Source organism: Pseudomonas sp. TAE6080 (assembly GCF_018732265.1).
GTDB classification, from domain to species: Bacteria; Pseudomonadota; Gammaproteobacteria; order Pseudomonadales; family Pseudomonadaceae; genus Aquipseudomonas; species Aquipseudomonas brenneri.
This window is the reverse complement of the sequence record NZ_JAHIDY010000053.1, coordinates 1-26,189: the sequence shown is the minus strand read 5'-3', so window position 1 is coordinate 26,189 and position 26,189 is coordinate 1. Positions and strand designations below refer to the sequence as shown.

General features: G+C 61.7%; 22 protein-coding genes. 11 read left to right on the top strand and 11 right to left on the bottom strand.

From position 1 onward, the window contains the following. Nucleotides 1-108 precede the first annotated feature (108 nt). The 6 genes from KL786_RS26520 (at nt 109) to KL786_RS26495 (ending at nt 10,340) form a co-directional block, all read left to right on the top strand. Nucleotides 109-1,509, top strand: coding sequence for an amidase (locus tag KL786_RS26520; RefSeq protein WP_215519459.1), 1,401 nt, complete (start codon nt 109-111; stop codon nt 1,507-1,509). A gap of 44 nt (nt 1,510-1,553) precedes the next feature. Then, complete coding sequence (locus KL786_RS26515; RefSeq protein ID WP_215519458.1) at nt 1,554-3,449, top strand: acyl-CoA synthetase; 1,896 nt, start codon at nt 1,554-1,556, stop codon at nt 3,447-3,449. A 158-nt stretch (nt 3,450-3,607) separates the two neighbouring features. Continuing rightward, entirely contained in the window at nt 3,608-6,169 is a 2,562-nt protein-coding gene (locus KL786_RS26510; protein WP_215519457.1) for a bifunctional diguanylate cyclase/phosphodiesterase, read from the top strand. A 68-nt stretch (nt 6,170-6,237) separates the two neighbouring features. Then, nucleotides 6,238-7,179, top strand: a complete 942-nt coding sequence (gene feaR / locus KL786_RS26505; RefSeq protein WP_215519456.1) for a transcriptional regulator FeaR — start codon at nt 6,238-6,240, stop codon at nt 7,177-7,179. A 129-nt stretch (nt 7,180-7,308) separates the two neighbouring features. After that, nucleotides 7,309-9,399 (top strand): PQQ-dependent dehydrogenase, methanol/ethanol family, encoded by a 2,091-nt coding sequence (locus KL786_RS26500; RefSeq protein WP_215519455.1) that lies wholly within the window; start codon nt 7,309-7,311, stop codon nt 9,397-9,399. A gap of 86 nt (nt 9,400-9,485) precedes the next feature. Next, the gene (locus KL786_RS26495; RefSeq protein WP_215519454.1) at nt 9,486-10,340 is read left to right on the top strand and encodes a transporter; all 855 of its coding nucleotides are present in this window, start codon (nt 9,486-9,488) and stop codon (nt 10,338-10,340) included. A 40-nt stretch (nt 10,341-10,380) separates the two neighbouring features. Here KL786_RS26495 and KL786_RS26490 read toward each other — a convergent pair whose 3' ends face one another. Then, entirely contained in the window at nt 10,381-10,716 is a 336-nt protein-coding gene (locus KL786_RS26490; protein WP_215519453.1) for an ArsR/SmtB family transcription factor, read from the bottom strand. A 58-nt stretch (nt 10,717-10,774) separates the two neighbouring features. Between KL786_RS26490 and KL786_RS26485 the strand changes: the two genes are divergently transcribed. The 3 genes from KL786_RS26485 (at nt 10,775) to KL786_RS26475 (ending at nt 14,417) form a co-directional block, all read left to right on the top strand. Next, complete coding sequence (locus tag KL786_RS26485; protein ID WP_215519452.1) at nt 10,775-11,866, top strand: NADH:flavin oxidoreductase/NADH oxidase; 1,092 nt, start codon at nt 10,775-10,777, stop codon at nt 11,864-11,866. Between the two features lie 373 nt (nt 11,867-12,239). Further along, nucleotides 12,240-13,409, top strand: coding sequence for a p-hydroxyphenylacetate 3-hydroxylase oxygenase component (locus KL786_RS26480; protein ID WP_215519451.1), 1,170 nt, complete (start codon nt 12,240-12,242; stop codon nt 13,407-13,409). 63 nt (nt 13,410-13,472) lie between these two features. Further along, nucleotides 13,473-14,417: a p-hydroxyphenylacetate 3-hydroxylase reductase component gene (locus KL786_RS26475; protein ID WP_032861345.1), complete on the top strand. Its 945-nt coding sequence runs from the start codon at nt 13,473-13,475 to the stop codon at nt 14,415-14,417. A 10-nt stretch (nt 14,418-14,427) separates the two neighbouring features. Here KL786_RS26475 and KL786_RS26470 read toward each other — a convergent pair whose 3' ends face one another. Further along, nucleotides 14,428-15,321, bottom strand: a complete 894-nt coding sequence (locus KL786_RS26470; RefSeq protein WP_215519450.1) for a LysR family transcriptional regulator — start codon at nt 15,319-15,321, stop codon at nt 14,428-14,430. A gap of 131 nt (nt 15,322-15,452) precedes the next feature. Between KL786_RS26470 and KL786_RS26465 the strand changes: the two genes are divergently transcribed. Then, nucleotides 15,453-15,878: a nuclear transport factor 2 family protein gene (locus tag KL786_RS26465; protein WP_215519449.1), complete on the top strand. Its 426-nt coding sequence runs from the start codon at nt 15,453-15,455 to the stop codon at nt 15,876-15,878. Nucleotides 15,879-15,921: 43 nt separating this feature from the next. Here KL786_RS26465 and nfsB read toward each other — a convergent pair whose 3' ends face one another. The 5 genes from nfsB to KL786_RS26440 all read right to left on the bottom strand — a co-directional run bounded on the left by nfsB (nt 15,922) and on the right by KL786_RS26440 (nt 20,141). Beyond that, nucleotides 15,922-16,575, bottom strand: a complete 654-nt coding sequence (gene nfsB / locus KL786_RS26460) for an oxygen-insensitive NAD(P)H nitroreductase (RefSeq protein ID WP_215519448.1) — start codon at nt 16,573-16,575, stop codon at nt 15,922-15,924. 111 nt (nt 16,576-16,686) lie between these two features. Next, on the bottom strand, nt 16,687-16,998 hold the full coding sequence (locus KL786_RS26455) for a putative quinol monooxygenase (protein WP_032861341.1): 312 nt from the start codon (nt 16,996-16,998) through the stop codon (nt 16,687-16,689). 127 nt (nt 16,999-17,125) lie between these two features. Beyond that, nucleotides 17,126-18,019 (bottom strand): glycine betaine ABC transporter substrate-binding protein, encoded by an 894-nt coding sequence (locus KL786_RS26450; protein ID WP_215519447.1) that lies wholly within the window; start codon nt 18,017-18,019, stop codon nt 17,126-17,128. Between the two features lie 34 nt (nt 18,020-18,053). Further along, nucleotides 18,054-18,935, bottom strand: coding sequence for a LysR family transcriptional regulator (locus KL786_RS26445; protein ID WP_032861340.1), 882 nt, complete (start codon nt 18,933-18,935; stop codon nt 18,054-18,056). A gap of 33 nt (nt 18,936-18,968) precedes the next feature. Further along, nucleotides 18,969-20,141: an L-dopachrome tautomerase-related protein gene (locus tag KL786_RS26440; protein ID WP_215519446.1), complete on the bottom strand. Its 1,173-nt coding sequence runs from the start codon at nt 20,139-20,141 to the stop codon at nt 18,969-18,971. A 430-nt stretch (nt 20,142-20,571) separates the two neighbouring features. Between KL786_RS26440 and KL786_RS26435 the strand changes: the two genes are divergently transcribed. Continuing rightward, nucleotides 20,572-22,011, top strand: a complete 1,440-nt coding sequence (locus KL786_RS26435; protein ID WP_215519445.1) for an FAD/NAD(P)-binding protein — start codon at nt 20,572-20,574, stop codon at nt 22,009-22,011. Here KL786_RS26435 and KL786_RS26430 read toward each other — a convergent pair. The 4 genes from KL786_RS26430 to KL786_RS26415 form a co-directional block, all read right to left on the bottom strand. Continuing rightward, nucleotides 22,008-23,276 carry an efflux RND transporter periplasmic adaptor subunit gene (locus KL786_RS26430; protein WP_215519444.1) on the bottom strand — a complete coding sequence of 423 codons (1,269 nt, stop codon included), beginning with the start codon at nt 23,274-23,276 and terminating at the stop codon, nt 22,008-22,010. The genes KL786_RS26435 and KL786_RS26430 overlap by 4 nt on opposite strands. Next, nucleotides 23,266-24,747: a TolC family protein gene (locus KL786_RS26425; RefSeq protein WP_215519443.1), complete on the bottom strand. Its 1,482-nt coding sequence runs from the start codon at nt 24,745-24,747 to the stop codon at nt 23,266-23,268. The genes KL786_RS26430 and KL786_RS26425 overlap by 11 nt, the downstream gene beginning before the upstream one ends. Beyond that, entirely contained in the window at nt 24,740-25,939 is a 1,200-nt protein-coding gene (locus tag KL786_RS26420; RefSeq protein ID WP_215519442.1) for an ABC transporter permease, read from the bottom strand. Before KL786_RS26420 ends, KL786_RS26425 begins: the two co-directional genes overlap by 8 nt. After that, on the bottom strand, nt 25,936-26,189 hold a 254-nt coding region (locus KL786_RS26415), incomplete at its 5' end, for an ATP-binding cassette domain-containing protein (RefSeq protein ID WP_215519441.1). The genes KL786_RS26420 and KL786_RS26415, both read right to left, overlap by 4 nt.

Here is a 26,189-nt window from a genome sequence, read left to right as displayed (position 1 = left end):
TCGCGAAGGTCGTCAACGATAACGCGGGCTTGCCGGTTAAGCGCGGCGCTCTCGGGTTTTTCGCGAGCTCGCTCCTACAGGGAATATCGCCATTACCAGGACTTTGTCATGACTATTGCGCAGATGAGTGCCGTCGAACTGCTCGAACATTTCCGCACCAGAAGGCTGTCGCCGGTAGAAGTCACCGAGGATGCATTGGCCCGTATCGAGCGCTTCAACCCGCAGGTCAACGCTTATTGCTATACCGACCCGCAAGGTGCGCTGGACACGGCCCGTGCGGCTGAGCAGCGCTGGTTCAAGGGCCAGCCTTGCGGTGCGCTGGACGGCTTGCCAACCTCGATCAAGGAACTGACAGCGACCCGTGGGATGCCGACCCGTAAAGCCTCGCGGGTGATTCCCGCAGAGGGGCCGTGGGAGGTCGACGCGCCGATCACCACGTTTTTGCGCGACGCGGGCGCCGTTATCCTGGGCAAGACCACCAGCCCTGAGTTCGGCTGGAAAGGTGTGACGGACAGCCCGCTCTATGGCATCACCCGCAACCCCTGGGACACGCGCATGACCTCTGGCGGGTCGTCTGGCGGCGCGGCGGTGGCGGCCTCGCTCAACCTGGGGGTGTTGCACCAGGGCAGCGATGCCGGCGGTTCGATTCGCATCCCCAGCAGTTTCACCGGGACCTTCGGCTTCAAGCCCACCTTTGGCTACATTCCCCAGTGGCCGGCCAGCGCTACCACCCTGGTTTCACACCTGGGGCCCATGACGCGCACGGTGGACGATGCCGTGTTGTTTCTGCAAACCGTCGCGCGGCCTGATCCCCGGGACGGATTGCTGGGGGCGCCACGGCATACGCCCTGGTTACCGCAGGACACCGACCTGCGTGGGCTGCGCATTGCCTACAGCGCGGACTTTGGCTATGTGCAAGTTGACCCTCAAGTGGCCCGCGCGGTGGCCCAGGCGGTTGAGCGCCTGGCGCAGTTGGGTGCGCAGGTGGAGGCCGTGGACCCTGGCTTCAGTGACCCGCTGGAGTTGTTCAAAACCGTGGTCTACGCTGGGGCCGTGGATTTGGCAAGGCAACTGAGCAGTGAGCAGAAGGATTTGCTGGATCCGGGCCTGCGGCGGTTTACCGAGCAGTGCCAGCTCACCACCCTGGCACATTTCACCGCGGCCCAGGAGGCACGGGCTGCGCTGGTGGCGCGGATGAATCAGTTCCACAGCCGCTATGACCTGCTGGTTTGCCCAATGATGCCCATTACCGCATTCGAGGCAGGGCACGATGTGCCACCTGGCTCGGGGCTGGAGGACTGGATGAAATGGTCACCGTTGAGCTATCCCTTCAACCTGACCCAGCAACCTGCCGCGTCCTTGCCGTGTGGTTTTTCCAGCGAAGGCTTGCCGATTGGCTTGCAGGTGGTTGGCGCCAGATTTGCCGATGACCAGGTACTGCGGGTGTGTCGCGCCTATGAACAGGCGTTTCCCACGACCCATCCGCTGGCGCCTATAGTGAGAAACTGAAAATCGCGCCTGCGAACCGTTGTCCAAGCAAGGACCCCAAGACCATGATTGCACCTGTTTCCCTCGCTCGGCTGAGTGATATCGAAGCCCTTGAACGGCAGTGCCCGTTGGCTGCGCGTGATCTGCCCGCCAGTACCTATGAGTTGCTACAGCGTTCGGCCGAGCGCTTCGGTGACCTGCCCGCCCTGTGTTTCCTGCCCACGGGCAGCATCGACGACCAGCCCTGGCGCATCAGTTATGCCGAACTGTTCGCCAAGGTCACGCAAACCGCGAATGCCTTGCACCGCCTGGGATTGCGACCGGGGCAGTCGGTATCCTTCCTGTTGCCCAACTTGGCGCATACCCACTTTGTGATTTGGGGCGGTGAGGCTGCGGGGATTGTCAATGCCATCAACCCGTTGCTGGAGCCTGAGCACATTGCCGAGCTGATTCGCGCTTCCGACACCTCGGTGCTGGTCACGTTGGCACCGTTCCCAGGCACGGACCTGTGGCAGAAGGTGACCGCATTGGCCGACCTGTTGCCGCAGATGCCCACGGTGGTGACGGTTGATCTGGCCAACCTGCTGGCAGAACCGCAACGCAGTGCCGTGAAGGCTCAACGATCACCGATGCCCGCAGGCGTACTGGATTTCGATGAACTGCTCGCCGCTGCCCCGGCCGATTATCTGGAGAGCGGGCGCGTCATCCAGCCGCATGACATCGCATCCTACTTCCACACCGGCGGCACCACCGGCACGCCGAAGCTGGCGCCCCACACCCATTTCAACGAAGTGGCAATGGCCGAGATCATTGGCCTGCACGGGCGATATGTGCCGGACGATGTGCTGTTGTGTGGTTTGCCGCTGTTCCACGTCAACGGGGTGATGGTCACCGGGCTTGCGGCCTTTCACCGGGGGGCCCAGGTCTTGCTTCCCGGGCCACAGGGTTACCGCAACCCGACGTTGATCAAGGACTTCTGGAGACTGGTAGAGCGCTACCGCGTCAGCAGTTTCAGCGGTGTGCCCACCATCTATGCGGCACTGCTGCAGGTTCCCAACGCCGGCATTGACGTCTCCACCCTGCGTTTTGCGCTCTGCGGTGCGGCGCCGATGCCGGTGGAGCTGATCCGCCAGTTCGAAGCCCGCACCGGGCTGCGCATCATTGAAGGTTATGGCCTGACCGAAGGCACCTGCGCCACCGCCTGCAACCCTTACGAGGGCGAGCGCCGGCCCGGCTCCATCGGCCTGCGCCTGCCGTATTGCGAGGTCAAGATCGCGGTGCTCGACAGCGATGGCAACTACTCGCGTGATGCCGCCACGGATGAACCTGGCACCCTGTGCCTGCGCGGTCCGACGGTGTTCAAGGGGTATTTGCAGGCGGACAAGAACGCAGGCATCTGGCTCGATGGCGACTGGTTCAATACCGGTGACCTGGGGCGGATCGATGCCGATGGCTACATCTGGCTGACCGGTCGCAGCAAGGACCTGATTATCCGTGGCGGTCACAACATTGACCCGCAGATGATCGAAGAAGCACTGCATCGCCATCCAGCCGTGGCGCTGGCGGCGGCGGTGGGCAAACCCGATATCAAGGCCGGAGAGCTACCGGTGGTGTACATCCAGCTCAAGGCCGGTGAGCAGGCCAGCGCAGCCCAACTGATGGAACACGCCATGCAGCACATTCACGAGCGTGCGGCGGTGCCCAAGGATATCTGGTTGGTGGAGCAGATCCCGTTGACCGCCGTGGGCAAGACCTTCAAGCCGGCCTTGCGCCTGGATGCGGTGCGTCGAGTGTTCGAACACGAAGTGGGGCAGATTGCTGCCAGCAGCCAGGTCCAGGCGCTGAGTGACGAGCGCCATGGGCAGCGGGTAGATATTCACGTGCCCGGCCTGACGGCTGCGCAGCGTGAGCAGTTGCATCAGCGCCTTGGCGGTTATGCCGTGCGGTATGTGGTGTATTGAGGGGGGCTGATAACATCGGCCAGCCGTTGATTTTTTTCAGGAAACCCGAGGAATCCTGAAAAAGTGTCTATCGTCTATGGGCAGGCAGTCGCGCACTTTGCGGTGCGCAATGTGATTTTCGATGCGGGTTCCTGGGGCGTCATGACGCCTGGAGCGCTATGGAAAAGCTCAACGTTGACCCCAAGGCCACACGGCAAGGAACCTCCAATCTTTCGATGGCACGCGGCTCTTTAGTCGCGTGCTCGACGCTGTTACTGGCGATGTTTCTGCTGGTGGGGTTGTTGCTGACCTCCATTGCCCATCACCTGAACCACGATGCCGGGGAACATAGCCGGCTCGATATCGAAAACGCCTTGCTATCGGTTGAAAAAATCGCCGGTTCTACGGTCAAGGACTACGCATTCTGGGGGGATGCCTATCAGCACCTGCACCAGGCGATTGACGTGGAATGGGCGTTTGTCCGGCAGAACCTTGGCGCTACGTTATTCACGGACTTGGGCTTCCAGGGTGTCTTTATTGTCGACCCTGCGGGCCGTACGGTGTACTCGGTGATTGACGGCCAGTTGCAGACGGTTGCCGTGCAGGATTGGCTGCACGCGCCGATTGATACGCTGCTGGCCCAGGCCCGCGCGGCTGCGGTCAACAGCCAGTCTGTCAGCCGGCTTATCAACGCAGGCGGCACACCCGCTGTACTGGCGGCAGCGGCACTCACGCCCGGAACCGATCCGGATGTAACGGCCGATGACGGCCCCCAATCGGTGCTGATCTTCGTGGCCAAATTGGAGCCGGCAAGGCTCGAAGCCCTGGGCCGGGATTTTGGTGTGCAGGGTTTGCAAGTCGCCTCGTCGGATGCGGGCTCGGCCAGCACTCCAACCTTGCAGCTCAAGGATAATGCCGGCGTCGTGCAGTGGTCCTCGGAGGACCCGGGGCATCAGCTGTTGGTCATCATCGTGCCCCTGGTCACGGTCGCCGGCCTGATTTTCGGCCTGATGGCCTGGTTCATCCTGCGCCGGACTACCGCTGCAGCACGGATCATGGACAGCAACTACGCCACCCTGCAAGCCAGTCGCGCGGCCCTGGCGGTCAGCGAGGAGCGCTTTCGTGATGTAGCGGAAGCGGCATCCGACTGGATCTGGGAGGTGGATAGCCACCTGCGGTTTACCTATTTGTCGGACCGCTTCGAGGCGATCACCGGGCTTGTGCGCCGCGAGTGCCTGGGGCTTGCGCTCGATGAGCTGCTGACCTCCGATCAGGGTTCGCTGTCGATCTGGTTCAAGGAGCACGCACGGCGCGCCAATGCCATCGTGCAGTGCAACTACCTGTCTGGCGAGGGCGAGGTGCGTATCTGCCGGTTGTCGGTACGCGAGATCCCGGGGCAGGGGTATCGGGGCACCGCCAGCGATATTACCGAAGAGGTCGCCGCCCGGCGGCGCATTGAATACTTGTCGCAACACGATGCCTTGACCGGGCTGGCCAACCGCACACGCATGCAGGAGTTTCTGGAGGGCAAGCTCAAGGCCTCGCCGACCCTGGAAAAACCGCTGGTGATGCTCAGCATCGACCTGGACCGCTTCAAACCGGTGAACGACCTGCTGGGGCATGCGGCGGGTGACGAGGTGCTCAACCAGGTCTCCCGTCGGCTGCAGGGCTGCCTGCGGGGTGACGACCTGGTGGCGCGCATCGGCGGCGATGAGTTTGTGCTGGTGGTGGCGGACATGAGCTCGCCGCTGGAAGTGGAGAGCCTGTGCCGACGCCTGATCGACTGCATCGAGCAGCCGTTCTACATCTGCGAGCATGAAGTGTTTATCAGCGCCAGCATCGGGATTGCCATGGCGCCGGCGGATGCGACCCTGGCCGAAGAGCTTCTGCGCTACGCCGACATTGCGTTGTATGAGGCCAAGGACGGTGGCCGCAATACCTGGCGTTTTTATGCCGGCGACATGAATGCCCGCATCATCGAGCGACGCCAGCTCGAAAGCGACTTGCGCCATGCGATCAAGAATGACGAGCTGCGCCTGGATTTCCAGCCGCGCTACCGCATCGAAGGCAAGCGCCTGGCCGGTGCCGAGGCCTTGGTGCGTTGGGAGCACCCGTTGCGTGGGCTGCTGGGGCCGGACGTGTTTATCCCGATTGCCGAGGAAACCGGGCTGATCCTGCCACTGAGCAATTGGGTCTTGCACGCGGCGTGTCAGGCCGCAGCGGGCTGGCCTGAGGACGTGATGATTTCGGTCAACCTGTCTTCTACCGAGTTCCAGCGCGGGCACTTGGTGGCGCGGGTCAAATCGGTGCTGGCCGAGACGGGTTTGAACCCGGCGCGGCTGGAACTGGAACTGACCGAAAGCGTGATGCTCAACGATGAGAAAATTGCCTTGAGCATCATGCAGGGCCTCAAGGCCTTGGGTGTGCGCTTGCTGATGGATGATTTTGGTACCGGCTATTCATCACTGAGTTACCTGCGCTCATTTCCGTTTGATGGGCTGAAGATCGACCGCAGTTTTGTCGGTGGCCTGACCGCCAGCGGCGGCGACCAGTCGATCATCCAGGCCATCGTCGGCCTGGGCCGGGCGCTATCGCTGACGGTGACTGCAGAAGGCGTGGAGACCCTTGACCAGCTCAAGGCCTTGAAAATCGTGCAGTGCGATGAAGCGCAAGGCTTCTACCTCAGCATGCCGATGAATGCCCAGGCGATCAGTGAACTGATTACGCGGCGCATGGATTAGGGCTTGCAGGTGTACCTACATAGATAATATGTTAACGATATAACTATAAATTATCTGTGGGAGGGGCTATGCCTGCCTTGTTGCGCACCCGCACCGAGTTTGCCGACTGGAACCGTGACTTGCGTGCGGTGTGCGGCAATTTCAGTACCGCGCTTTCTGAGCGCCACAGCCTGTTTATCGGCAGTGTCCATGGCCAGGATGTGTGTGGCCTGGAGTTGGCGCATATCCGCACCAACGCGGGCTTGATCAGCCGGCAGCACACCCGTGGCGATGGGGATGATGACCGTCACTGTTTTCTGATCCTGCAAAGCAGCGGTCATCAGCTTATCCGGCAAAAAGACCGGGTGATCGAACTGGGGCCGGATGATATTGCCCTGGTGGATTCAGCCCGGCCCTTTGAAATCGAGCCGCAAGGCCTGGTGCAAAATATCTCGGTGCATCTGTCACGCGAAGCCGTCAGCCGGCAGTTCGCCCAGCAACGCCTGTTTGGCAAGCTGGCGCGCAACAGTGTCTCGACCCATATGATCCGCGCCTTGGTCCGCTCGCTGGGCGACGCCGAGTTGAGTGAAGGTCATGGCGGCAAGAACGATGGCCCGGCGCTGGAGCAGGCGCTGATTGGGCTGGCGATTGCCGGCCTGGACGAGGGTGCCGAAGGCCAGCCCGGATTTGCCTGTGTAGGGCATGACGATATTTATGGATTGGCCACCCGCCTGGTGGAAGCTTCCCTGCAAGAGAGCGAGCTGGGCCCTGAATACCTGGCGCGGCACCTGAATGTCTCGGTGCGTCAGTTGTACCGCTTGTTCGAGCAGCGCCATGAAAGTATCGCGCGCTATATCCAGCAACGCCGCCTGGAGCGAGTGGCCCAGGATCTGCGCGCCCGTGAGCTGCGCCATGAGTCGATCACCCAGATCGCCTTCAAGTGGGGGTTTGTCGACGCGGCGCACTTCAGCCGGGCCTTCAAGCGCCATTTCCAGCATGCGCCCCGGGATTTTCGCCAGCACCCTGCGTAAGCCACGGTTTGGCAGGGAATGCCAAGCGCGTTGGCAGCCTCAGTCAAGTGCCATGGCGTGACAGGCTCTCTAATAGCCTGGCCTGGGCTGGGTTGATACCGAGCCGATCAATGTTGGAGAACAATAACAATGAGAATACGCAGCCTGCTGATAGGCAGCCCTTTGCTGATGGCCTCGCTTGCATTCGCAGGCCCTGCCCAGGTCGATGGGCCGCGCATCATTGCCGCCGACCAGGAGCCGGGAAACTGGATGAGCCACGGTCGCACCTATGATGAGCAGCGCTACAGCCCGCTCGACGGGGTGAATGCCGGCAACGTCGGCCAGTTGGGGATGGCCTGGACCACCAAGCTGGATATCGACAGCGGCACCGAAGCCACGCCGCTGGTGGTCGATGGGGTGATGTACACCACGGGTGCCTTCAGCATCGTCTATGCGATCAATGCCGCCACCGGCGAGCTGCTGTGGAAATACGACCCGAAAGTGCCCGCCGAAAACCTCAGCCAGGGTTGCTGTGGCCCGGTCAACCGGGGCGTGGCGGTGTGGCAGGGCAAAGTCTACGTGGGCAGTTTCGATGGGCGCTTGATTGCCCTGGATGCGGGCACTGGCCAGCCGGTGTGGAGCGTCGACACCATCATTGATCGCCGCAAGAGCTACTCGATCACCGGCGCGCCACGCATCGTCAAGGGCAAGGTGCTGATTGGCAATGGCGGTGCCGAATTCGGCGTGCGCGGTTACGTCACGGCCTATGACGCCGACACCGGCAAGCAAGTGTGGCGCTTCTACACTGTGCCGGGTGATCCCAAGCTGCCCGCGGAAAACGCGGCGATGAGCAAGGCCATGAAAACCTGGGATGGCGACGGCTGGGTCAAGTGGGGCGGCGGTGGCACAGTGTGGGACTCCATGGCCTACGACCCGCAACTGGACCTGCTCTACGTGGGCACCGGCAATGGTTCGCCGTGGAACTACCAGTTCCGTAGCAATGGCAAGGGCGACAACCTGTATGTGTCGTCGATCCTGGCCTTGCGCCCGGATACCGGCGAGTACGTCTGGCACTACCAGGTCACGCCGCAGGACCAATGGGACTTCACCGCGACCCAGCACATGATCCTCGCCGATATCAACATTGCAGGCAGCGTGCGCAAGGTGATCATGCAGGCACCGAAAAACGGCTTTTTCTATGTCCTCGATCGCAGCAACGGCAAACTGCTGTCAGCGAAGAATTTCGTGCCGGTGAATTGGGCCAGTGGTATCGACCTGCAGACCGGGCGCCCGATCCTCACCGGCGCGGCGGACTATTCCAAGGAACCAAAGGTGGTGCAGCCCAGTTTCCTCGGCGGGCACAACTGGCACCCCATGTCCTACAGCCCGAAGACCGGCTACGTGTACATTCCGGCGCAATACACCCTGGCCGAGTTGAAGGCGGCCAAGGCCCCGCAATTTCTGCCGAACAAATCGGTGGTCAACTTTGGCCTGGATGTGCCGGACCTGCCGGAAGACCCGAAAGTGCTCAACCAGATCCGTGACGCCTGGAGCGGTGAGTTGATCGCCTGGGATCCGGTCAAGCAGCAGGCCGCCTGGAAACAGCCCTACATCAGTGCCGGCAACGGCGGCACGCTGGTTACGGCGGGCAACCTGGTGTTCCAGGGCACCGCCGACGGTCGGGTGGTGGCCTACCGTGCCGATACTGGCAAGCCGCTGTGGGAGCACCGGGCCAATTCCGGGGTGATGGCGGGACCGGTCACGTACACGGTCAATGGTGAGCAGTACGTGGCGTTCTCGGTGGGCTGGGGCGGGATCCTGCCACTGTTGACCGGCCCGCTGACCAACAAGGGCAAGGTGCGGGCCGAGTCGCGGGTGATTGCCTTCAAACTCGGTGCCACAGGCGAGTTGCCACCGCCCAAGGCCGCGCCCGTGCTGCCGACCACCCGCCAGGTACTCACCGCGACACCCGGGCAACTGGCCCAGGCGCGTGACATGTTCAACGGCCTGTGCGCCGGTTGCCATGGCCTGAATGCCATCAGCGGCGGGGTGGTACCGGACCTGCGTTACCTGGATGACAACAAGCACGCGGCATTCCCGGCTTTTGTCAGCGGGGCGCTGATCAACCGGGGCATGCCCAACTTCTCCGACATTCTGCAACGCGAAGACATGGAGTTGATCCGCCAATACCTGGTCAAGCGGACCCAGGACTTGCAGGCCGATCTCAAGACGCTTCACTGACCCCTCGTTGAAACCTGCGCCTGGCGACTTCCTGTGGAGTCGTCATGGCGAAGCTTTGCCTCCAATAACAATAAGACGGACTTGCCATGAAAACACTTAGCACGCTGACCCTCGGCACACTTTTCGCCAGCCTGGCGCTATTGGTCCATGCCGACGTCAAGCCCGACCCTGGCGACTACACCGCCTTGCCCCAGGGTACAGATGTGGTGGTGCTGTACCAGCAGAACCCGCGGGGCGACAAGGTTTACTCTGGCGGCAAGAAAGTCGCCGACAACCTGGACCTGGACATGACCGTAGGCGTGTTGCGCCTGATCCACTTCACCGAGTTCTTCAACACCGGCCTGACCTGGGACCCGCAGATCGTCATTCCTTTCGGTTACCAGAAGACCGGCGCCAGCGACAGCAAGCACTCGGGGTTGGGCGACATCACCTTTGGCGGCACCGTGTGGACCCTTGCGGACCTGGCCAATAACGAGCACCTGGGCTGGTCAGTGTTTGTCACCGCGCCCACGGGCGCGGACAAGAACCAGAGCTTTGCCCTGAGCAACAATCGCTGGGCCCTGGACTTCCAGGTGGGTTATATCAAGGGGCTGACCGACAAAATCACCTGGGATGTGATCGCCGAAACCGAGTTCTACGGCGAACAGCGCGCCACCGATGCCAAGAAAGACCCGCTGCTGCAACTGCACAACCACCTGCGCTACAACTTCACCCCAGAGACTTACGCGGCCATCTCCTATCGCCACAATTGGGGCGCCCGCGAGACGCTGGACCATGAAACCCTGGCCACCAGCCGCAGCAATGGCACGGTCGGCTTTACCGTGGCCACGATGTTGGGCAAGCAGGTACAGGTGCTGGGGCAACTGATGCATGACACATCAGTGCGCGAAGGGGTGAAGATCGACAACTCGCTGCAGTTTCGCCTGGCGTATTTCTACTGACCTCTGTAGGCGATGGCGCCCGAAAGGGCGCCCAGGTTTCTCACTGCTGGGACAGAATGCACGCCAGCAATCCAGGAAACCGCACCGCCAACACATCGGCCCGCAACGAGTTCATATGGGTCGTGCCGACGCTGCGCGTATGCACCAGCCCGGCATCGCGCAACACCCTAAAGTGATGGGACATGCTGGACTTGGGGCGCCCGCCATCGAGCTCGCCGCAGCTGGCTTCTTCAACGCCGGCCAGGCAGCGCACGATGTCCAGGCGCACAGGGTCGCTCAACGCATAGAGCAGGCGTTCGAGGGTCAATTCTTCAGAGGAGGGGTGTTTAAAGGCTCGCATGAAACGAATGATAACAGGGCTAGCATTGATTACCATAGTTCGATTAAGATCGAACTATCGAATCAAACGTTACCTTCGTTTCAGGAGCATTCCCATGGCTGCATTGTTCGAACCCTTCACACTCAAAGACGTTACGTTGCGCAATCGCATCGCCATTCCGCCGATGTGCCAATACATGGCTGAAGACGGCCTGGTCAACGACTGGCATCACGTCCACCTTGCCAGCCTGGCCCGTGGCGGCGCTGGCCTGGTGGTGGTCGAGGCTACGGCTGTTGCCCCAGAAGGCCGCATCACTCCGGGCTGCGCCGGCATTTGGAGCGACGCCCATGCACAAGCCTTCGTGCCTATGGTCCAGGCGATCAAGGCGGCAGGCTCGGTGCCCGGCATCCAGATTGCCCACGCCGGGCGCAAGGCCAGTGCCAACCGTCCGTGGGAAGGCGACGACCATATCCCCGCAGGCGACGCCCGTGGCTGGCAAACCCTCGCGCCCTCGGCGATCGCGTTTGGCGCGAACCTGCCGAACGTCCCGCGTGCGATGACCCTGGAAGACATTGCCCGCGTCCAACAGAATTACGTCGATGCCGCCCGCCGAGCCCGCGATGCTGGCTTTGAATGGATCGAACTGCATTTCGCCCACGGTTACCTGGGCCAGAGCTTTTTCTCCGAGCACTCCAACCAGCGCACCGACGCCTACGGTGGCAGTTTGGACAACCGCAGCCGTTTCATGCTCGAAACCCTGGCCGCCGTGCGTGAAGTCTGGCCGGAAAACCTGCCACTGACCGCACGTTTTGGCGTAATCGAATACGACGGGCGCGACGAACAGACCCTGGAAGAATCCATCGAACTGGCTCGCCGCTTCAAAGCGGGCGGCCTGGATCTGCTGAGCGTCAGCGTCGGCTTCACTATCCCTGACACCAATATCCCTTGGGGCCCGGCGTTCATGGGCCCGATTGCCGAGCGCGTGCGCCGCGAAGCTGGCCTGCCGGTCACTTCAGCCTGGGGTTTCGGCACGCCGCAACTGGCCGAAGGCGCGTTGCAGGCCGGTCATCTGGACCTGGTTTCCGTAGGCCGTGCACACTTGGCCGACCCACACTGGGCGTACTTCGCCGCCAAGGAACTGGGAGTAGACAAGGCCTCCTGGACCCTGCCGGCGCCTTACGCGCATTGGCTTGAGCGCTATCGCTGAGGCACACGACGCTATCGCAGGCAAGCTCCCACACTGATCCCGTTCCAACCCGGTCAAGTGTGGGAGCGGGCTTGCCCGCGATAGCGGTGGTTCAGGCGCTACTTTTCCGGCAGGTACACACAGCTATCGCAGACAAGCAGCGCCCATTGGATCTTGTTCCACCTCGGCCAAGCCGTCGCAGTTTCTGCGGCGGCTTTTTTATAGGCCATGGAAAGTACAACCTTCCATCTGGAACGTGCATTTTGCGCTGCGACCCTGGGTCACATACTGGTCGTGTCATTACGAACGTTCCCGGTGGTTTTACCCTGTCTTTCGCTTGAGCAGGGCGCAGGCGCACCAGGAATGGGGATATCCAATAATAAAGAGACGACCCATGAAAAAGCCAAACCCTCTGCTGGAAGACCTGAAGTCGGTCTTGCCCGCCATTGCTGCCAATGCCTTCACCGCCGAGAACGACCGTAGCGTGCCTGCCGAGAACATCGCGTTGCTCAAGGGCATCGGTATGCATCGGGCGTTCCTGCCGAAAAAGTACGGAGGCATGGAAATTTCCCTGCCGGATTTTGCCCAGTGCATCGCGCTGTTGGCCGGCTCTTGCGCGAGCACTGCCTGGGCGATGAGCCTGTTGTGCACGCATAGCCATCAGATGGCAATGTTCCCGTCAAAGTTGCAGGACGAGGTCTGGGGGATTGACCCCGACGCGACCGCCAGCAGCAGCATCGCACCGTTCGGGCGTACCGAAGAGGTGCCGGGTGGCGTGACCTTCAGCGGCGAGATGGGCTGGAGTTCAGGCTGTGACCATGCCGAGTGGGCGATCATGGGCTTTCGTCGCAAAAACGCCGAAGGCACCCAGGATTATTGCTTCGCCGTGCTGCCGCGCAGTGACTACACGATTCGTGACGACTGGTTTGCCGTGGGCATGCGTGGCAGTGGCAGCAAGACCTTGATCGTCGATCAGGCCTTCGTGCCCGAGCACCGCATCCAGAAGGCCAAGGACATGATGGAGGGCAAGTCGGCGGGTTTTGGCCTATACCCCGACAGCAAGATTTTCTTCGCCCCGTACCGTCCGTATTTTGCCAGCGGCTTCTCCACCGTGAGCCTGGGGATCGCCGAGCGCATGCTCGATGTGTTCCGCGAAAAGACCAAGAACCGGGTGCGGGCCTACACCGGTGCGGCAGTCGGCGCAGCGACACCGGCGCTGATGCGCCTGGCCGAGTCCACACACCAGGTGGCCGCCGCGCGGGCCTTGCTGGAAAAGAGCTGGAGCGAGATCGCCGAGCACAGCGAGCGCCACGAATATCCAAGCCGTGGCACCCTGGCGTTCTGGCGGACCAACCAGGGCTATGCGACCAAGATGTGCATCCAGGCGGTAGACCGCTTGATGGAGGCCGCTGGCGGCGGGGCGTGGTTTGAATCCAACGAACTGCAACGGCTGTTTCGCGATGCGCACCTCACCGGGGCGCATGCGTATACCGACTACGATGTTTGCGCACAGATCCTGGGGCGTGAACTGATGGGCCTGGAGCCAGACCCGGCGATGGTTTGACCCACCACTCTTTACCTATAAGAACAATCAGGGCAGGGCCATCGGCCTGCCCGGGAGTCTTGCATGTCTACTGAAAATACAACGGCTGCTGGCATCGATACCCGCGCGTTTCGTCGCGCCCTGGGCAATTTCGCCACCGGAGTCACCGTGGTGACGGCGGCTGACGCCACTGGGCGCAAGGTTGGCGTGACCGCCAACAGCTTCAACTCGGTGTCCCTGGACCCGCCGCTGATCCTGTGGAGTATCGACAAACGCTCGACCAGCCACGCAGTGTTCGAGGCTGCCAGCCACTTTGCGGTGAACGTGCTGGCCGCCGATCAGATCGACCTGTCCAACAACTTTGCCCGCCCCAAGGAAGACCGGTTTGCCGAAGTCGAGTACCAGGTCGGTGAGGGCGGGGCTCCGGTGCTGGCTGACTGCTCGGCACGTTTTGAGTGCGAGAAGTACCAGCAGGTAGACGGCGGTGATCACTGGATCATGATTGGCAAAGTGGTTGCATTCGACGACTGCGGCCGCTCGCCGTTGCTGTATCACCAGGGCGCGTATTCCATGGTGTTGCCGCACACCCGCATGACCAAACGCGAGGACGGCCAGCCACCGAGCAGTCATTTCCAGGGCCGCCTGAGCCATAACCTCTACTACCTGATGACCCAGGCGCTGCGGGCCTATCAGGCCAGCTACCAACCACGCCAACTGTCCACCGGCCTGCGCACCAGTGAAGCACGGATGCTGATGGTGCTGGAAAACGACGCTGGCCTGAGCCTGGCCGATTTACAGCGCGAAGTGGCAATGCCGGCGCGCGAGATCGAAGAGGCGGTGAACAACCTCAAGCGCAAGGCGTTGGTGCGCGATGATCAGGAACGGGTAAAACTCACCCCCAAGGGCATCGACGAAACCGAGTCGCTGTGGACCATCGCCCGCGAGCAGCAGGACAAGGTTTTCAGCCAATTCAGCGAAGCGCAGTTGGAGACCTTCAAGACCGTGTTGAAAGCGGTGATCCAGCACTGAATACGGTCACTCAATCCAGGTGCTGGAACGACTTGACGATAAAGTCGATAAACACGCGGGTCTTGGCCGGCAGGTGTTGCCGCGAAGGGTAGACGAGGTTGATTTCCAGGCGGGGCAGGTCCCAGTCGGTCAGCACGGGAATCAATCGCCCGGCGGCGATATCGTCGTGTATCACATACGTCGGTTGCGCAAGGATACCCATCCCTTGCAGCGCGATGGTCCTTAGCAGATAACCGTCGTTGGACTCGAACGCGGGGGTGACGGGTACCGTGAGAGTCTCGTGCTCGCGCTGGAAAGTCAGCTCATAGGGATCCGTGGCGTAGGTGTAGAGCAACAACTGATGCTCAGCCAGCGCCTGCGGATGTTCGGGGTGGCCGTTGAGTTCGAGGTAGTCCGGCGAGGCGGCCAGTATGCGCCTCGTATCGGTCAGGCGGCGGATGACCAGGCTGGAGTCCGGCTCGCTGTCACGGGTACGCAGGGCCACGTCGATGTTGTCATCGATGATGTCGTGGTAGCGATTCTCGGCCACGACATCCAGGCGCACATCCGGGTACAGCGCCTTGAACCTGGGGACCAGCGGCAAGATATGTTGCAGGCACAGGGATAAGGATGCGGTCACACGCAACACCCCGGCCGGATGATTTTTGCTCGCACTGACCGCCTCGGTAGCGCCTTGCATCGCCGTGAGGGCCGCCTTGGTGCTGGTGTAGAACGCCTTGCCGACTTCGGTGACGAACAAGCGCCGGGTGCTGCGTTCGATCAGCCTGACGCCGAGGCGATTCTCCAGCGCCGCAAGGTGCCGGCTGGCGGCCGCACTGGAGAGGTCCAGGGCCTCTGCGGCCTTGGTTACGCTGCCCAGTTCCACGACCTTTACAAACAACTCATATTCGGTCCAGCGATCCATCAGCATTGCTCCGCTGCGCGCAAGTGTGTTTTCCATCTACAGACTTTTTCAGGTTTGTGCCGCCGGTTAACCTTTTTCTGCCCCTGCCAGTCTAGCCGTTGGGTGCAGGGAAAAACTTGATCGGAGTCGAAATGAGCAAGAATCTGGATGTAGTGAAAAAGTACTTCAAGTATTGCGTCGACGGTAAGGATGTTGAGCGTGTAGCGGAGTTTTTTGCCGACGATGTGGTGGTTCATCGCCCCGATTGTCCGGCACCTATCGTCGGTGTCGAACCTTTCAAACAGGCCTTGCGCCTGAACGTCACCGAGCGCTACGACTCGATCGAGACCACCTTCCAGAAAGAGGTGGTGGCCGGTGATGTGGTGGTGGTTGCGCTGATGCATCACGCCAAGGGCTCCAATACCTGGCATGGCTACGATGTCAGTGGCAAGGACCTGGCCTGGAGCGCATTGACCTATTTCCGGTTCAATGCCCAGGGCAAGGTGGTCGAGGAAGTCGTCGAGCGCAATGAGCTGTTCATGGCCAGGCAGCTCGGCATTTTTACTGACAGCATCTAGCGCCTTGCGCGGGGCTCCTGGAGGCCCGCGCAGGTCACTGCAATCAGATAAAGTCGAACAGCACCTGGGCCGGCAACCGGGACTTTGACAAGCGGGCGTTGAAGTCCTCGTTGCTGCGATAACCCAGGCTCACCACGACTGAACTGGTAAAACCGCGCTCACGCAGCCCCAGTTCGGTATCCAGTACCTTGCTGTCGAAACCTTCCATGGGGGTTGCATCAAGGTCCAGTGCCGCAGCGCCCAGCAACAGGGTGCCCAGGGCCAGATACGTCTGTTTTTCCATCCAGTGCTGAACGTCCTTGAAATCATAGCGATGCAGGTTGACAAAGCTGCGTCGTCCCCGGTCCTGGCCGGCCTTGGCTTGCGCGTCGTGAAAGCGCCCATCGCTCGCCTCTTGACTGAGCAAGGCCTGCAGGTACTCCTCGGATAGCTGGGTACGGGTACACAGCACCAGCACATGGGAGGCGTCGAGGACTTTTGCCTGGTTGAAGGCAAAGGCACCTTCCACACTTTTGGCAATGCGTGCTTTACCGTGCTCACTTTCCGCGACCACAAAGTGCCAGGGTTGTGAGTTGACCGACGAGGGACTGTTGCGCAGTTGTTCCAGCAACGGCTCCAGGGTTGCCTTGGGAATCTTGCGTGAAGCATCGAAGAGTTTGGCGGTGTAGCGGCGTTTGGAAAGCGTAACCAGGTCCATCTTTGAGTCCGTGGAGCAGGGGAAAGTCATGGCAGTCTCCGGTGTGTTTTCGCGGGTTTGCAGATGAGGTACCCCGTCCAGCCCCTTCAATACGGGAGTGGACGGGGTTACTTACGCAATGGCTTTGTAGAAATTCACTTGTGCCTCATCCAGGTAGGCGAGGATCTTCGCCGGCAGGCGCTCGGTAGGCTTGGCCGGGCCGAAGGCCTTGTAGAGGGTTTCAAAATGCGCGTGCAGGTCCTCGACGCTTTCCCATTGTTCGTTGAGGAAAAACTTGTCGGGGTTCTCTTCGTCCTGGTGCCACTGATAAACCACGGCCTTGTCATGCTGGCGTGTGAGCTTTTGCGAAACGGCGGCGACATCACGAAAGAATTCGGCCTGTTTGCCTGCTTTGATGGTGCCGCTGAACACTAGATAAAGCATGGTGGATTCCTCATTGGTGGAACATTGCAGAAAGCCTGCAATGCCAAGTTAATCCCCAGGAGCACAGGCTTGTAGCCAGCCCGTGGCGAATTCAGAATTCGTCAGGTGCATCGAAAGACACGCCTGTTCAGGCCAGCGGCGCCAACCAGCCCCGCAACGTTTGCGGGTGTCTTGCCAGCCAGTCACTCGCGGCTTCGTCGGCCGACTGTTCGCCGCGATTGAAGGCATCGTCGAGCTCGGCAACGATGGCGTTCGACAGGCGAATGTTGTCCAGTACCTGGATCTCGGCCGCCGTCAGCAGCGCCAGGCGATCCTCGCGAGCCAGTAGCACCGCGCGGTCGATGCTACCGAGCAAACCCTTGGGGTCCTTGAGGTCGCGAATGCGGTAGCGGTGATGCAGGAACTGCGGATGCCACAGTGGCACGACGCCCCAGTGCTGTTGGCGATACAGGGCTTCAAAGGCGTCAATGCAGTCATCCTGGGTGCCTGTGCGGAACTGATACCCGGCGCGGCTCAAACCGTACTCGTCCATGATCTTCAGCGAGAACCGGGTAATCCCGGCACCCGGCCCGATCCCCTGGATCAGTGGGTTCATCCGGGCGCGGACTTCGGGCTTGAGCAGGTCCTCGATGGAGGCCACCGCATGTTCGCTCACGTAGTCGGGCACCCCCCACAATGCATACGGTTGGTAATGCAGGCCCAGCTCGCGAGTGGGCGTCACCGCGTCGACCGTTTGCTTGTAGATCCCGTGGCTGAACGGAATCCAGGCCGAGGCAAGCATGTCGATCGTGCCTTCGCGCAAGCGCTTGAAGTTGTCCTCGTGCAGGGCATATTGGCGCTCCACGGTCAGGCCCATGTGTTGCATGACCTGGGCGACTACCGCAGCGGTTGCACGGTGGAACGACAGGTCAGTGACGCCCAGCCGCACAACGCGCGAACCGCTGGCGATGTTGGCCCGGGTGAAGTCTTGATGGGTCACAGAGACTTTTTTGCCCGGACGCCTTGGTGTGGTTTTACCCATGTTTTTTTCCTTCACAGTGATTGAACGGGGAGGGTCAGGCGTCGCCCTGGAATTCGGCGCTCATGAACTCGACAAAGGCGCGGGCCTTGGAGGAAATCAGGCGGGCGCTGGGGTAAATCGCCCAGATATCGCGCGTCTGCTCCAGGGTGTGGGACGGCATGATGTGCACCAGTGCGCCGCTGTCCAGCGCAGCCCTGGCGTTCCACAGGGAAATGGAGGCGATGCCCAGGCCATCGACAGCGGCGAGTCGTGCGCTTTCGCCGCAATTGACTCGTAGCGAGCCGCTGATCGCCGGTGCATCGGTGGACGGCGCGCCGATGAAGCGCCAGTGATCCTCATCGCCCAGCAGGATGCAGGCGTGATTGATCAGGTCGGCGGGCACCACGGGTTCGCCATGGGCCTTGAGGTAAGCCGGCGCTGCACATAACACACGCTGGTCGCAGCCGATCCTGCGGGCCACCTGGGATGAGTCCTTGAGGGCCGCGATGCGGATCGCCACATCAATGCCAATCTCGGTCAGGTCCTGTAGTTCATCGGAGAGGATCAGGTCGATCTTCAGTTTTGGATTGGCGTGCAGGAACCGAGTAATCGCCGGCATCAGGCACATGCGAGTGAAGGAGCCGGGGGCCGAGACGCGCAGTATCCGCTTGGGCACATCCTCGCCCTTGACCGCCACGAAATAGGCTTCGTCCACGGCTGCCAGCACCCGGATCGCATGGGGCAGGAACACCGCGCCGTCTTCGGTCAGGCTGACCTGCCGGGTGGTGCGGTGCAGCAGGCGCATGCCCAGGTTTTCTTCAAGCTTGGCCAGTTTATGGCTGGCCACCGATGGCGCCAGCCCCAGCTCCCTGCCGGCGGCGGTGATGTTGCCCAGCTCCGTTGAACGCATGAACAGTTTCAGCGCTTCGATGTTCATCGTGCTGCCTCGTCAGGGGGACTGAAACGATGTCTAGCGCGTGGGCGCCGGTGCGGCATCGATCTTCACCCGCAACAGGCTGTAGGGTTTCTGGCGCAAATCCTTGCCTGCGTGAAAAATGCCCTGGCGATGCAACTGGTTGGCCATGAAATACAGATAACCGTCGGGGCCGATTGACAAGGTGTCGGGCCAGAGCACACGCGGGTCGTGGACGATGGTCTGCCACTGTCCATCCGCCAGGCGTTTGCGCACGCTGTTGTGTTCGTAGTCGCCGGCATAGAGGGCACCGGACGCATCGGCCTCAAGTCCATCGGAGGCGCCTTTTTCCCCAAGGTCCTGGACCGCCATGTCGAGCCGCGTTTCGCTGACCGAGGGATCACGCAGCAGCGCGGTCGGCACGGCATACAAGTGGCGGCTCGACAGTGGGCAGAAATACAAGGTCTGGCCGTCAGCCGACAGGGCGATGCCATCGGATGCCACCGAGAAAGGCCGGGTGCTGCCGTCGGCACCGCGCACCTTGAGGACCTGGCCTTCGACCTTGGGCACGAAGTGTGGGTCGACCGACGTCGAGACGGCACCACTGAGCCGGCGTATGGCCGTACCGCTGGCGATATCCATGACAATGATCGCCCCGGGGCCGGAGAGGGACGAGTCGGTGATGTAGATCACCCCCTCGTCGCCCACCCGAAAATCAAAGCGCATGTCGTTGACGTAGGTGCTGGGCAGCATGACGTTTTTCGGGAAGACCAAGGTCTTGACCACTTGATTGGTGGCCAGGTCGACGGCGACCAGCTTGGCGCCGCCAGGTGTCGGCGTCGAGAAACCGGGGGCGGCGGTGTCCAGGATCCAGATGCGCCCGCGCCCATCAGCCACCACACTTTGCACACTGATAAAACCCTTGGCCGGATCCTTTGGGTCGGCCTGGTTCATTGCCAGGTCAGGGTAGGGCACGACCTTGCCATCGCGCAGTTCACCGACGGTGAACGGGACTGCGTCGCCCCAACGTGGAAAGTTGACAAAAATGCGCCCGTTTTCGGCAACGCTGACGCCGGTGGGCATGGCGTCGTGGAAGGCGAACACTTGCTCGATGGCGCCCAGGTTCTGCTCGCTGGGCAAGTTCGTCAGGGTGGCAGCCTGGGCAGCCTGGCTGCCGATGGCAATCGTCAAGGCAAGGGCAGACCAACTGAAAGGGTGTTTGAGGTGCATGGCAGGCTCCGGGAATCAGGTATGAATGCGTGATGCAATCCATGGTGTGCGTTCCCGGTAGGCGAAAAAAGCCACTAATGCCGCTAACAGTTTCATTGAAAACGATAAAATGCAGGGCGTTTGTGCCTTGATTTGCAACTGTTGGCCAGCCAACAGTCAATCAACAGTTTGCTGGTTTATGGACGTGTGGAGTGTTCACGCGGCTATCTGAAGCTGAGGCGTTATTGGGCTTTCAACCTTGGCGTAACTCCTGCAATGGACCAGGCCTGGCTATTTAACGAAAGAAACCGGCCCTCCTGTGAGAGAGCTCCCACAATCGCTCAGTGTCGATGCAAATTTTTCAGCCCGCGGAACCACCGCAGGTGTCAGATACTGGGCGCAGGGCAACTGGCATGATATTTATCCGGGTAAACGGTAAGGGCGTATTTTCATGAGTGAAACCGAACGCGGACAGGCGACTAGGGCCATTCGCAAGGCCGATGTGCTGATCATCGGTGGTGGCCTGAGCGGTACGATGCTGGCCGCGCAGTTGCTGCGTTTGCCGGGCGCCCGGCAGATTCTGCTGATTGAGCCGCGCGCAGAACTTGGGCGTGGCGAGGCCTATAGCGCGGTAGAGTTGGGGCACACCCTCAATGGCAATGCCGCGCGCATGAGTGTGGACCCGGACAACGCCGATGACTTGACCCACTGGTTGACCGAGTACATCGCCGCTGGCGGCTGGCCGGAATCGGACCAGCAACATGTGCCTGTCAGCGAGTTGTTCCCACCCCGGGGGATCTTTGGCCTGTACGCGCAACAGCGTCTGGCCCAGGCCCGGGCGGGATCGGCGTCAACGGTGGAGCATATTCGCGCTGAGGTCGTCGACGTGCAGGTGGAACCGGCCGGTGTGCGCCTGACCCTGGATGACGGCCAACAACTGCACGGTGCCCAGGCCGTGCTGGCCACTGGCATGTTCCCAGCGGCGCGCACGCCACAAACCCAATCCAGCGGCTTGAATGCGGCGGCAGTGGACCCGTGGGATGTGCACGCCATGACGCAACTGGACCCCCAGTCGACTGTGCTGATCATCGGCTCCGGCCTGACCATGGTCGATGCCGTGGTGTCACTGGAGCAGGCTGGCCATCGCGGGCCGATCGAGATTTTTTCGCGCCATGGCCTGCTGCCCCATGTGCGCCGGCAACCTCCGGCCTGGGTGGACTTTCTCGCTGAAGATCACAGCCTGCGCAGCCCGCTGCAATTACTGCGCGAAGTGCGCCGCCAATGCCAGAGCGCCCTGGCCCAGGGCATCGACTGGCAAGCGCCACTGGATACCGTACGCGCCCATATCGGCCGTTTATGGAGCCAGGCCAGCGAACGCCAGAAGCGCCAGTTCGTACGCCATGTACGGCCCTGGTGGGAGAGCCATCACCATCGCTCGCCACCCCTGAGCGCCGAGTTGGTAGCGCGGCTGCATGAGGAAGGGCGCCTGCGGATCCAGGCGGCATCGTTCCAGGGCCTGGAACCCACGGTAAACGGCGAAGTGACCCTGCGCCTGCGCCGTCGTGGCGAACAGCACACCACCCACGTCAGTGGCGCGGCGTTGATCAACTCCAGCGGGATCGAATATGACTGGCGCCGCGTGGCCCGGCCTTTGCCCCGGCAACTGCTGGCACGCGGCTTGATCAAGCCTGGGCCATTGGCCTTGGGGATTGCGGCGGATGCATCGGGGGCGGTGCTGGACGAGCAGGGCGTGGTCAGTGAGCGGTTGTTTGCCATGGGCCCACCGCTGCGCGGCATGTGGTGGGAGAGTACGGCGGTGACGGATGTGGCGCTTCAAGCTAAAACGTTGGCATCAACGTTAACGCTCCTACAAAAATGGATCTGCGTTTAATTTGGGGTCGCATCCATTTTTACGAAACCGGGCTTGAGCCCGAACACTTCCACGCCCTGCGCGGTGGACTGGCCGGTGGTGACCGTCACCCGTTCCACCGGCTTGTCCATCGCCGCCCGGTACTCCACGCTCATGGTCCCGGCATCCTGGCTGATCGCCTGGGCCGGCACGATGATCGCCTGCTCATTGTTATAGGTCACGATGGTCAGGCGGGCGCTCATGCCCAGGCGGACCCTTTGCAGCTGTTTCTCGGTCAGTTTGGGAATGGACAGGGTCACCGGGAATTGCGCGCTGCCCTGGTTATCATTGGCGATCGCCAGGCCGCTGACCACGCTGACTGAACCGCTCAGGTGCTCGCCATCAAAACCGTCGCCCATGACCTCCACCGGCTGGCCCTGATGCAATTGGTTGATATCCAGTTCCGAGACTTTGGCGACGATCTTCAGGCGTTCGATATTGGCCAGCCCGAACAGCACCTGGCCCTGGCCGACCTTGCTCCCGGCCTGTACCGGTGGGTTGCTGTTGCCGCCGCCCTGGGGGCTGCTGCTGCCTGGCGCGGGCACGACGATCCCGGAAAACGGTGCCTTGACCTCCTGGCCTTCGAGCAGTTTGCGCAGGGCGTCGTACTTGACCGTGGCATTGGTCAATTCCATGTCTGCAATCTGCCGGTATTCGCCCTTGCCTTGGTCCAGGGCCTGCTGCAGTTCGCTGCGGGCAGCGCTGAGGTCCAGTTGTTGCTGCTGGGCCTGTTGCTTGAGGTCGTCCAATTCATTGCGCGGGATGATGCCGCGCTTGAACAGGTTTTCGCTTTCAAGCAGTTTGCGCTGGGTGTTGTCAGCACTCATTTGCGAGGTGCGCAGGCTGCGCCGGGCGCGGCTGACGGTTGGGCCGGCGTCCCAGTCCTGCATTTCCTGCACGGTACGCCGGGCCTTGAGTTGTGTGGAGAGGGCTTCGCGCAGTTGTACTTCAAGGGTGGCAGGGTCCATGCGCAACAGGACCTGGCCAGCTTCGACCCGTTGGCCCTGTTCCACCAGGTTGGCTTGCACGTTGCCGTCGAAGGGGGCCGTGAGGGTCATGGTGGTATCCGGTTCGATCTTGCCTACCAGACCGATCTGGTGCACCAGGGAGTCATTTTTCACCTCCAGCCATTGCTCGGCTGTGCCAGCCTGGTCGGCGGCAGGCGTTGGGCGACTGAGCAGCGCGAATCCGGCAGCGCCCAGCAGTATCAGCAGTCCAGCGCCCAGCAGGGCTTTTCTAGTAGTCATTGAGGGCGATTTCCCAACTTTCCAAGGTCATGCCCAGCGTCAGGTCGAGCTGGGTCTGGGCATTCAAATAAGCAATCAGCGCATTGAGACGGGAGTTTTCGGCACTGCGCAAGTCAGCTTCGAAACTCAGCACCTGGAAGTTGGTGGAGCGCCCGGCGCCAAGTTTTTCCCGCTCGATCTCGATCTTGCGCCGGGACAGTTCCACGGCCCGCTGGGCAATTTCATACTGGCGCCAGCGGGTGCCAAGGTCGCGCACCACGTTATTGACGCTGCGCTCCAGTTCCTGGCGGGCGTCGGTGATCAGGATGGCCTGGTTCTCCACATCGACCCGTGCGCGGACTTCAGCCTGTCGGGTACTGATATCGCCGATGGGAATACGCACCTGGACACCGGCATAACTGTCCCAACGCCGATTGCTGGTGCTGCCCGCGTCGTTATCCGTGTTGGCGCGGATCTGATTGGCCCCACCCACCAGATCGACCTGCCAGCGCCCGGAATCCTTGGCGATCACCAGGTTGAGGTCCGCCTGCTGGCTGCCCAGCAGGGCCGCGAGGTATTCGGGTTGCTGGTTCTGCGCCAGGTTGAAGGCTTCGCGTTTGTCGATGTCCATGCGCGAGGCTTCCAGGGCTTCGGTGGCCCGGATCGGTGTCGCCAGGTCCAGAGCCAGCAGGCGCAGCAACGACAGTCGGCTCATATCCAACTGGTTCTGGGCTTCCTCGACACCCAATTGCTGCGAGGCGATGTCGGCTTCGGTCTGGACGATTTCGAACTCGGCCATGCGCCCTGCATTGATCAACGCCTTGTTTACCTCCAGCAGGGTATTGGAACGCTTGAGCGCTTCCTGGGCGATGCTCAGTTGCTCCTGGGCCCGCAGCAATTCACGGTAGGTGGAGATGATCTGGCTGATGGTCTGCGCGACGTTGGCCTTGAGGTTCAAGCGGTTGGCCTGTTCGGAAAGGCGCGACAAACGTAGCGGTGCAGTGGTGGCGTCCCAGCCGGCTCCGCGCATCAGCGGCTGGATGAGGGCCAGGTCCAGGCCGTCGCTGCGGTAGCGCCCGGCGCGGTTGGCATTGTTAAGTTGTTGGGTCCAGCCCATGCTCAGCCGGGTGCCGTATTCGCCAAGCAAGCTGGTGGTGGGTGCCAGGTTGGCATTGCGGGCGCGGTCGTCGCTGCCCTGGGTGGTGCGGTAGGCACTGTTGAGCACCAGCTTGGGGTTGAAGGCGTCTTCGGCCACCCGCAGGTCGAACTTCTGTGCCACCCGTTGCAGGTACGCGCTGCGAATCGCCGGGTTGTTGCGCAGGCCCAGGTACACCGCATCGCCCAGTGTCAGGGTGGTGAGTTGGGCATTGAGTGAGACACTGCGCTCATAGCCGCTGCGGGTGGTGGTCGGCGCCGAAGGGCGGATCACGATGTCGGCGGCCACACAGGGCAGGCTTGCCAGGGCGATCAGCAGCAGCAGGGGTTTATTCATCACGCAGGGCCTCCACTGGCTGCAAGCGTGACGCCGAGATGGCCGGGTAGATGCCGAAAAACAATCCCACCAACAACGTACTGCCCACGCCCAGGGGCAGGGCCGAGACTGCCAGGGAAAACTGCCAGCCCGATAGCCAGGCGTAGAGATAGGCGGCCCCCATGCCCATTACCGCGCCACACAGCGCGCCGACGGCGGTGAGGGTGACGGCTTCGAGCAGGAACAGGTTGCGGATATCCCGCTGGCGAGCGCCCAGGGCCATGCGGATACCGATTTCCCGGCGGCGCTCCGAGACGTTCATCAGCATCACATTCATCACGCCGACCCCACCGCCCACCAGGGAGATTGCACCCAGGGCCAGCAATAGATAGGCGAATGTGCGGCTTTGCCGGGTCATGCCGTCGATCATTTGCTGGGGGATCTGGATCTCGACGGTGTGGTCCATGAGTTGAGCGCTCAAGGCTTTGGTGGCGTTGGATGCGATGCGCTCCATGTCCTGGCCTGGCGTCGCGCGCAGGACCACACTGCCGACCTGCGGCGAGGAATAGATACGGCGCATTCCTGCGGCGGGGATGAACAGTGACTCGTTGGTTTGCACTGGAATCAGCATCGAGCGCGGCTGGTTCTGCAGGATACCGATGATGAGGAACAGATAGTCGTTGACCCGTACCCGATCGCCCAGGCGTAACGGGTCACCGGGCATGCTCAACGCCTGGGCGATCTGATCGCCGACCACTGCGTAGGTTTCGCCGCTGTCGAACTCGGACAGGAAGCGACCTTCGCGCAGCGCCAGGCGCATGGCGTCCTTGAGGCCGGGGGTGCTGCCAATCAAGCCGGCGTTGGTGGTGCGACCATGAAAGACGACCGGCCCGCTAAACGAGGAAATCGCACCGATGTGGGCGATGCCTGGCACAGCCTGGCGTACGGCCTGCAGGTCCAGGCTGGTTGGCATCGGCACGGTGCTGTTGCCCTTGGGCGGGAACTGCGCCACCAGGGTATCGGTGCCCATGTCCTTGAAAATCATGGCTGCATCTTCGGCGGCGTTATGCCCGATATTGATCAGCGCGACCACCGATGAACTGCCGATGACGATCCCCAGCAAGGCCAGGATGGAGCGCTTGCCCAGGGTTCGCAGGCTGACAAACGCTTCGTGCAGCAGTTGGCTCAGGCTCTGTTCGACCCGCAGGCTCATACGCACTGCGCCTCATGGACCACGCCATTGCGTACCAGGATCTGGCGATTCAGGCGTTCGGCGATATGCGGGTCGTGGGTGACGATGATCAACGTGACGCCTTGCTCGTGGTTCAGGGCCAGCAGCAGCTCCATGATGTCCTGGGCGGTGTGGCTGTCGAGGTTGCCGGTGGGCTCGTCAGCCAGGATCACCGCCGGCGCGCCCACCAGGGCCCGGGCAATCGCCACCCGCTGGCGCTGGCCGCCGGACA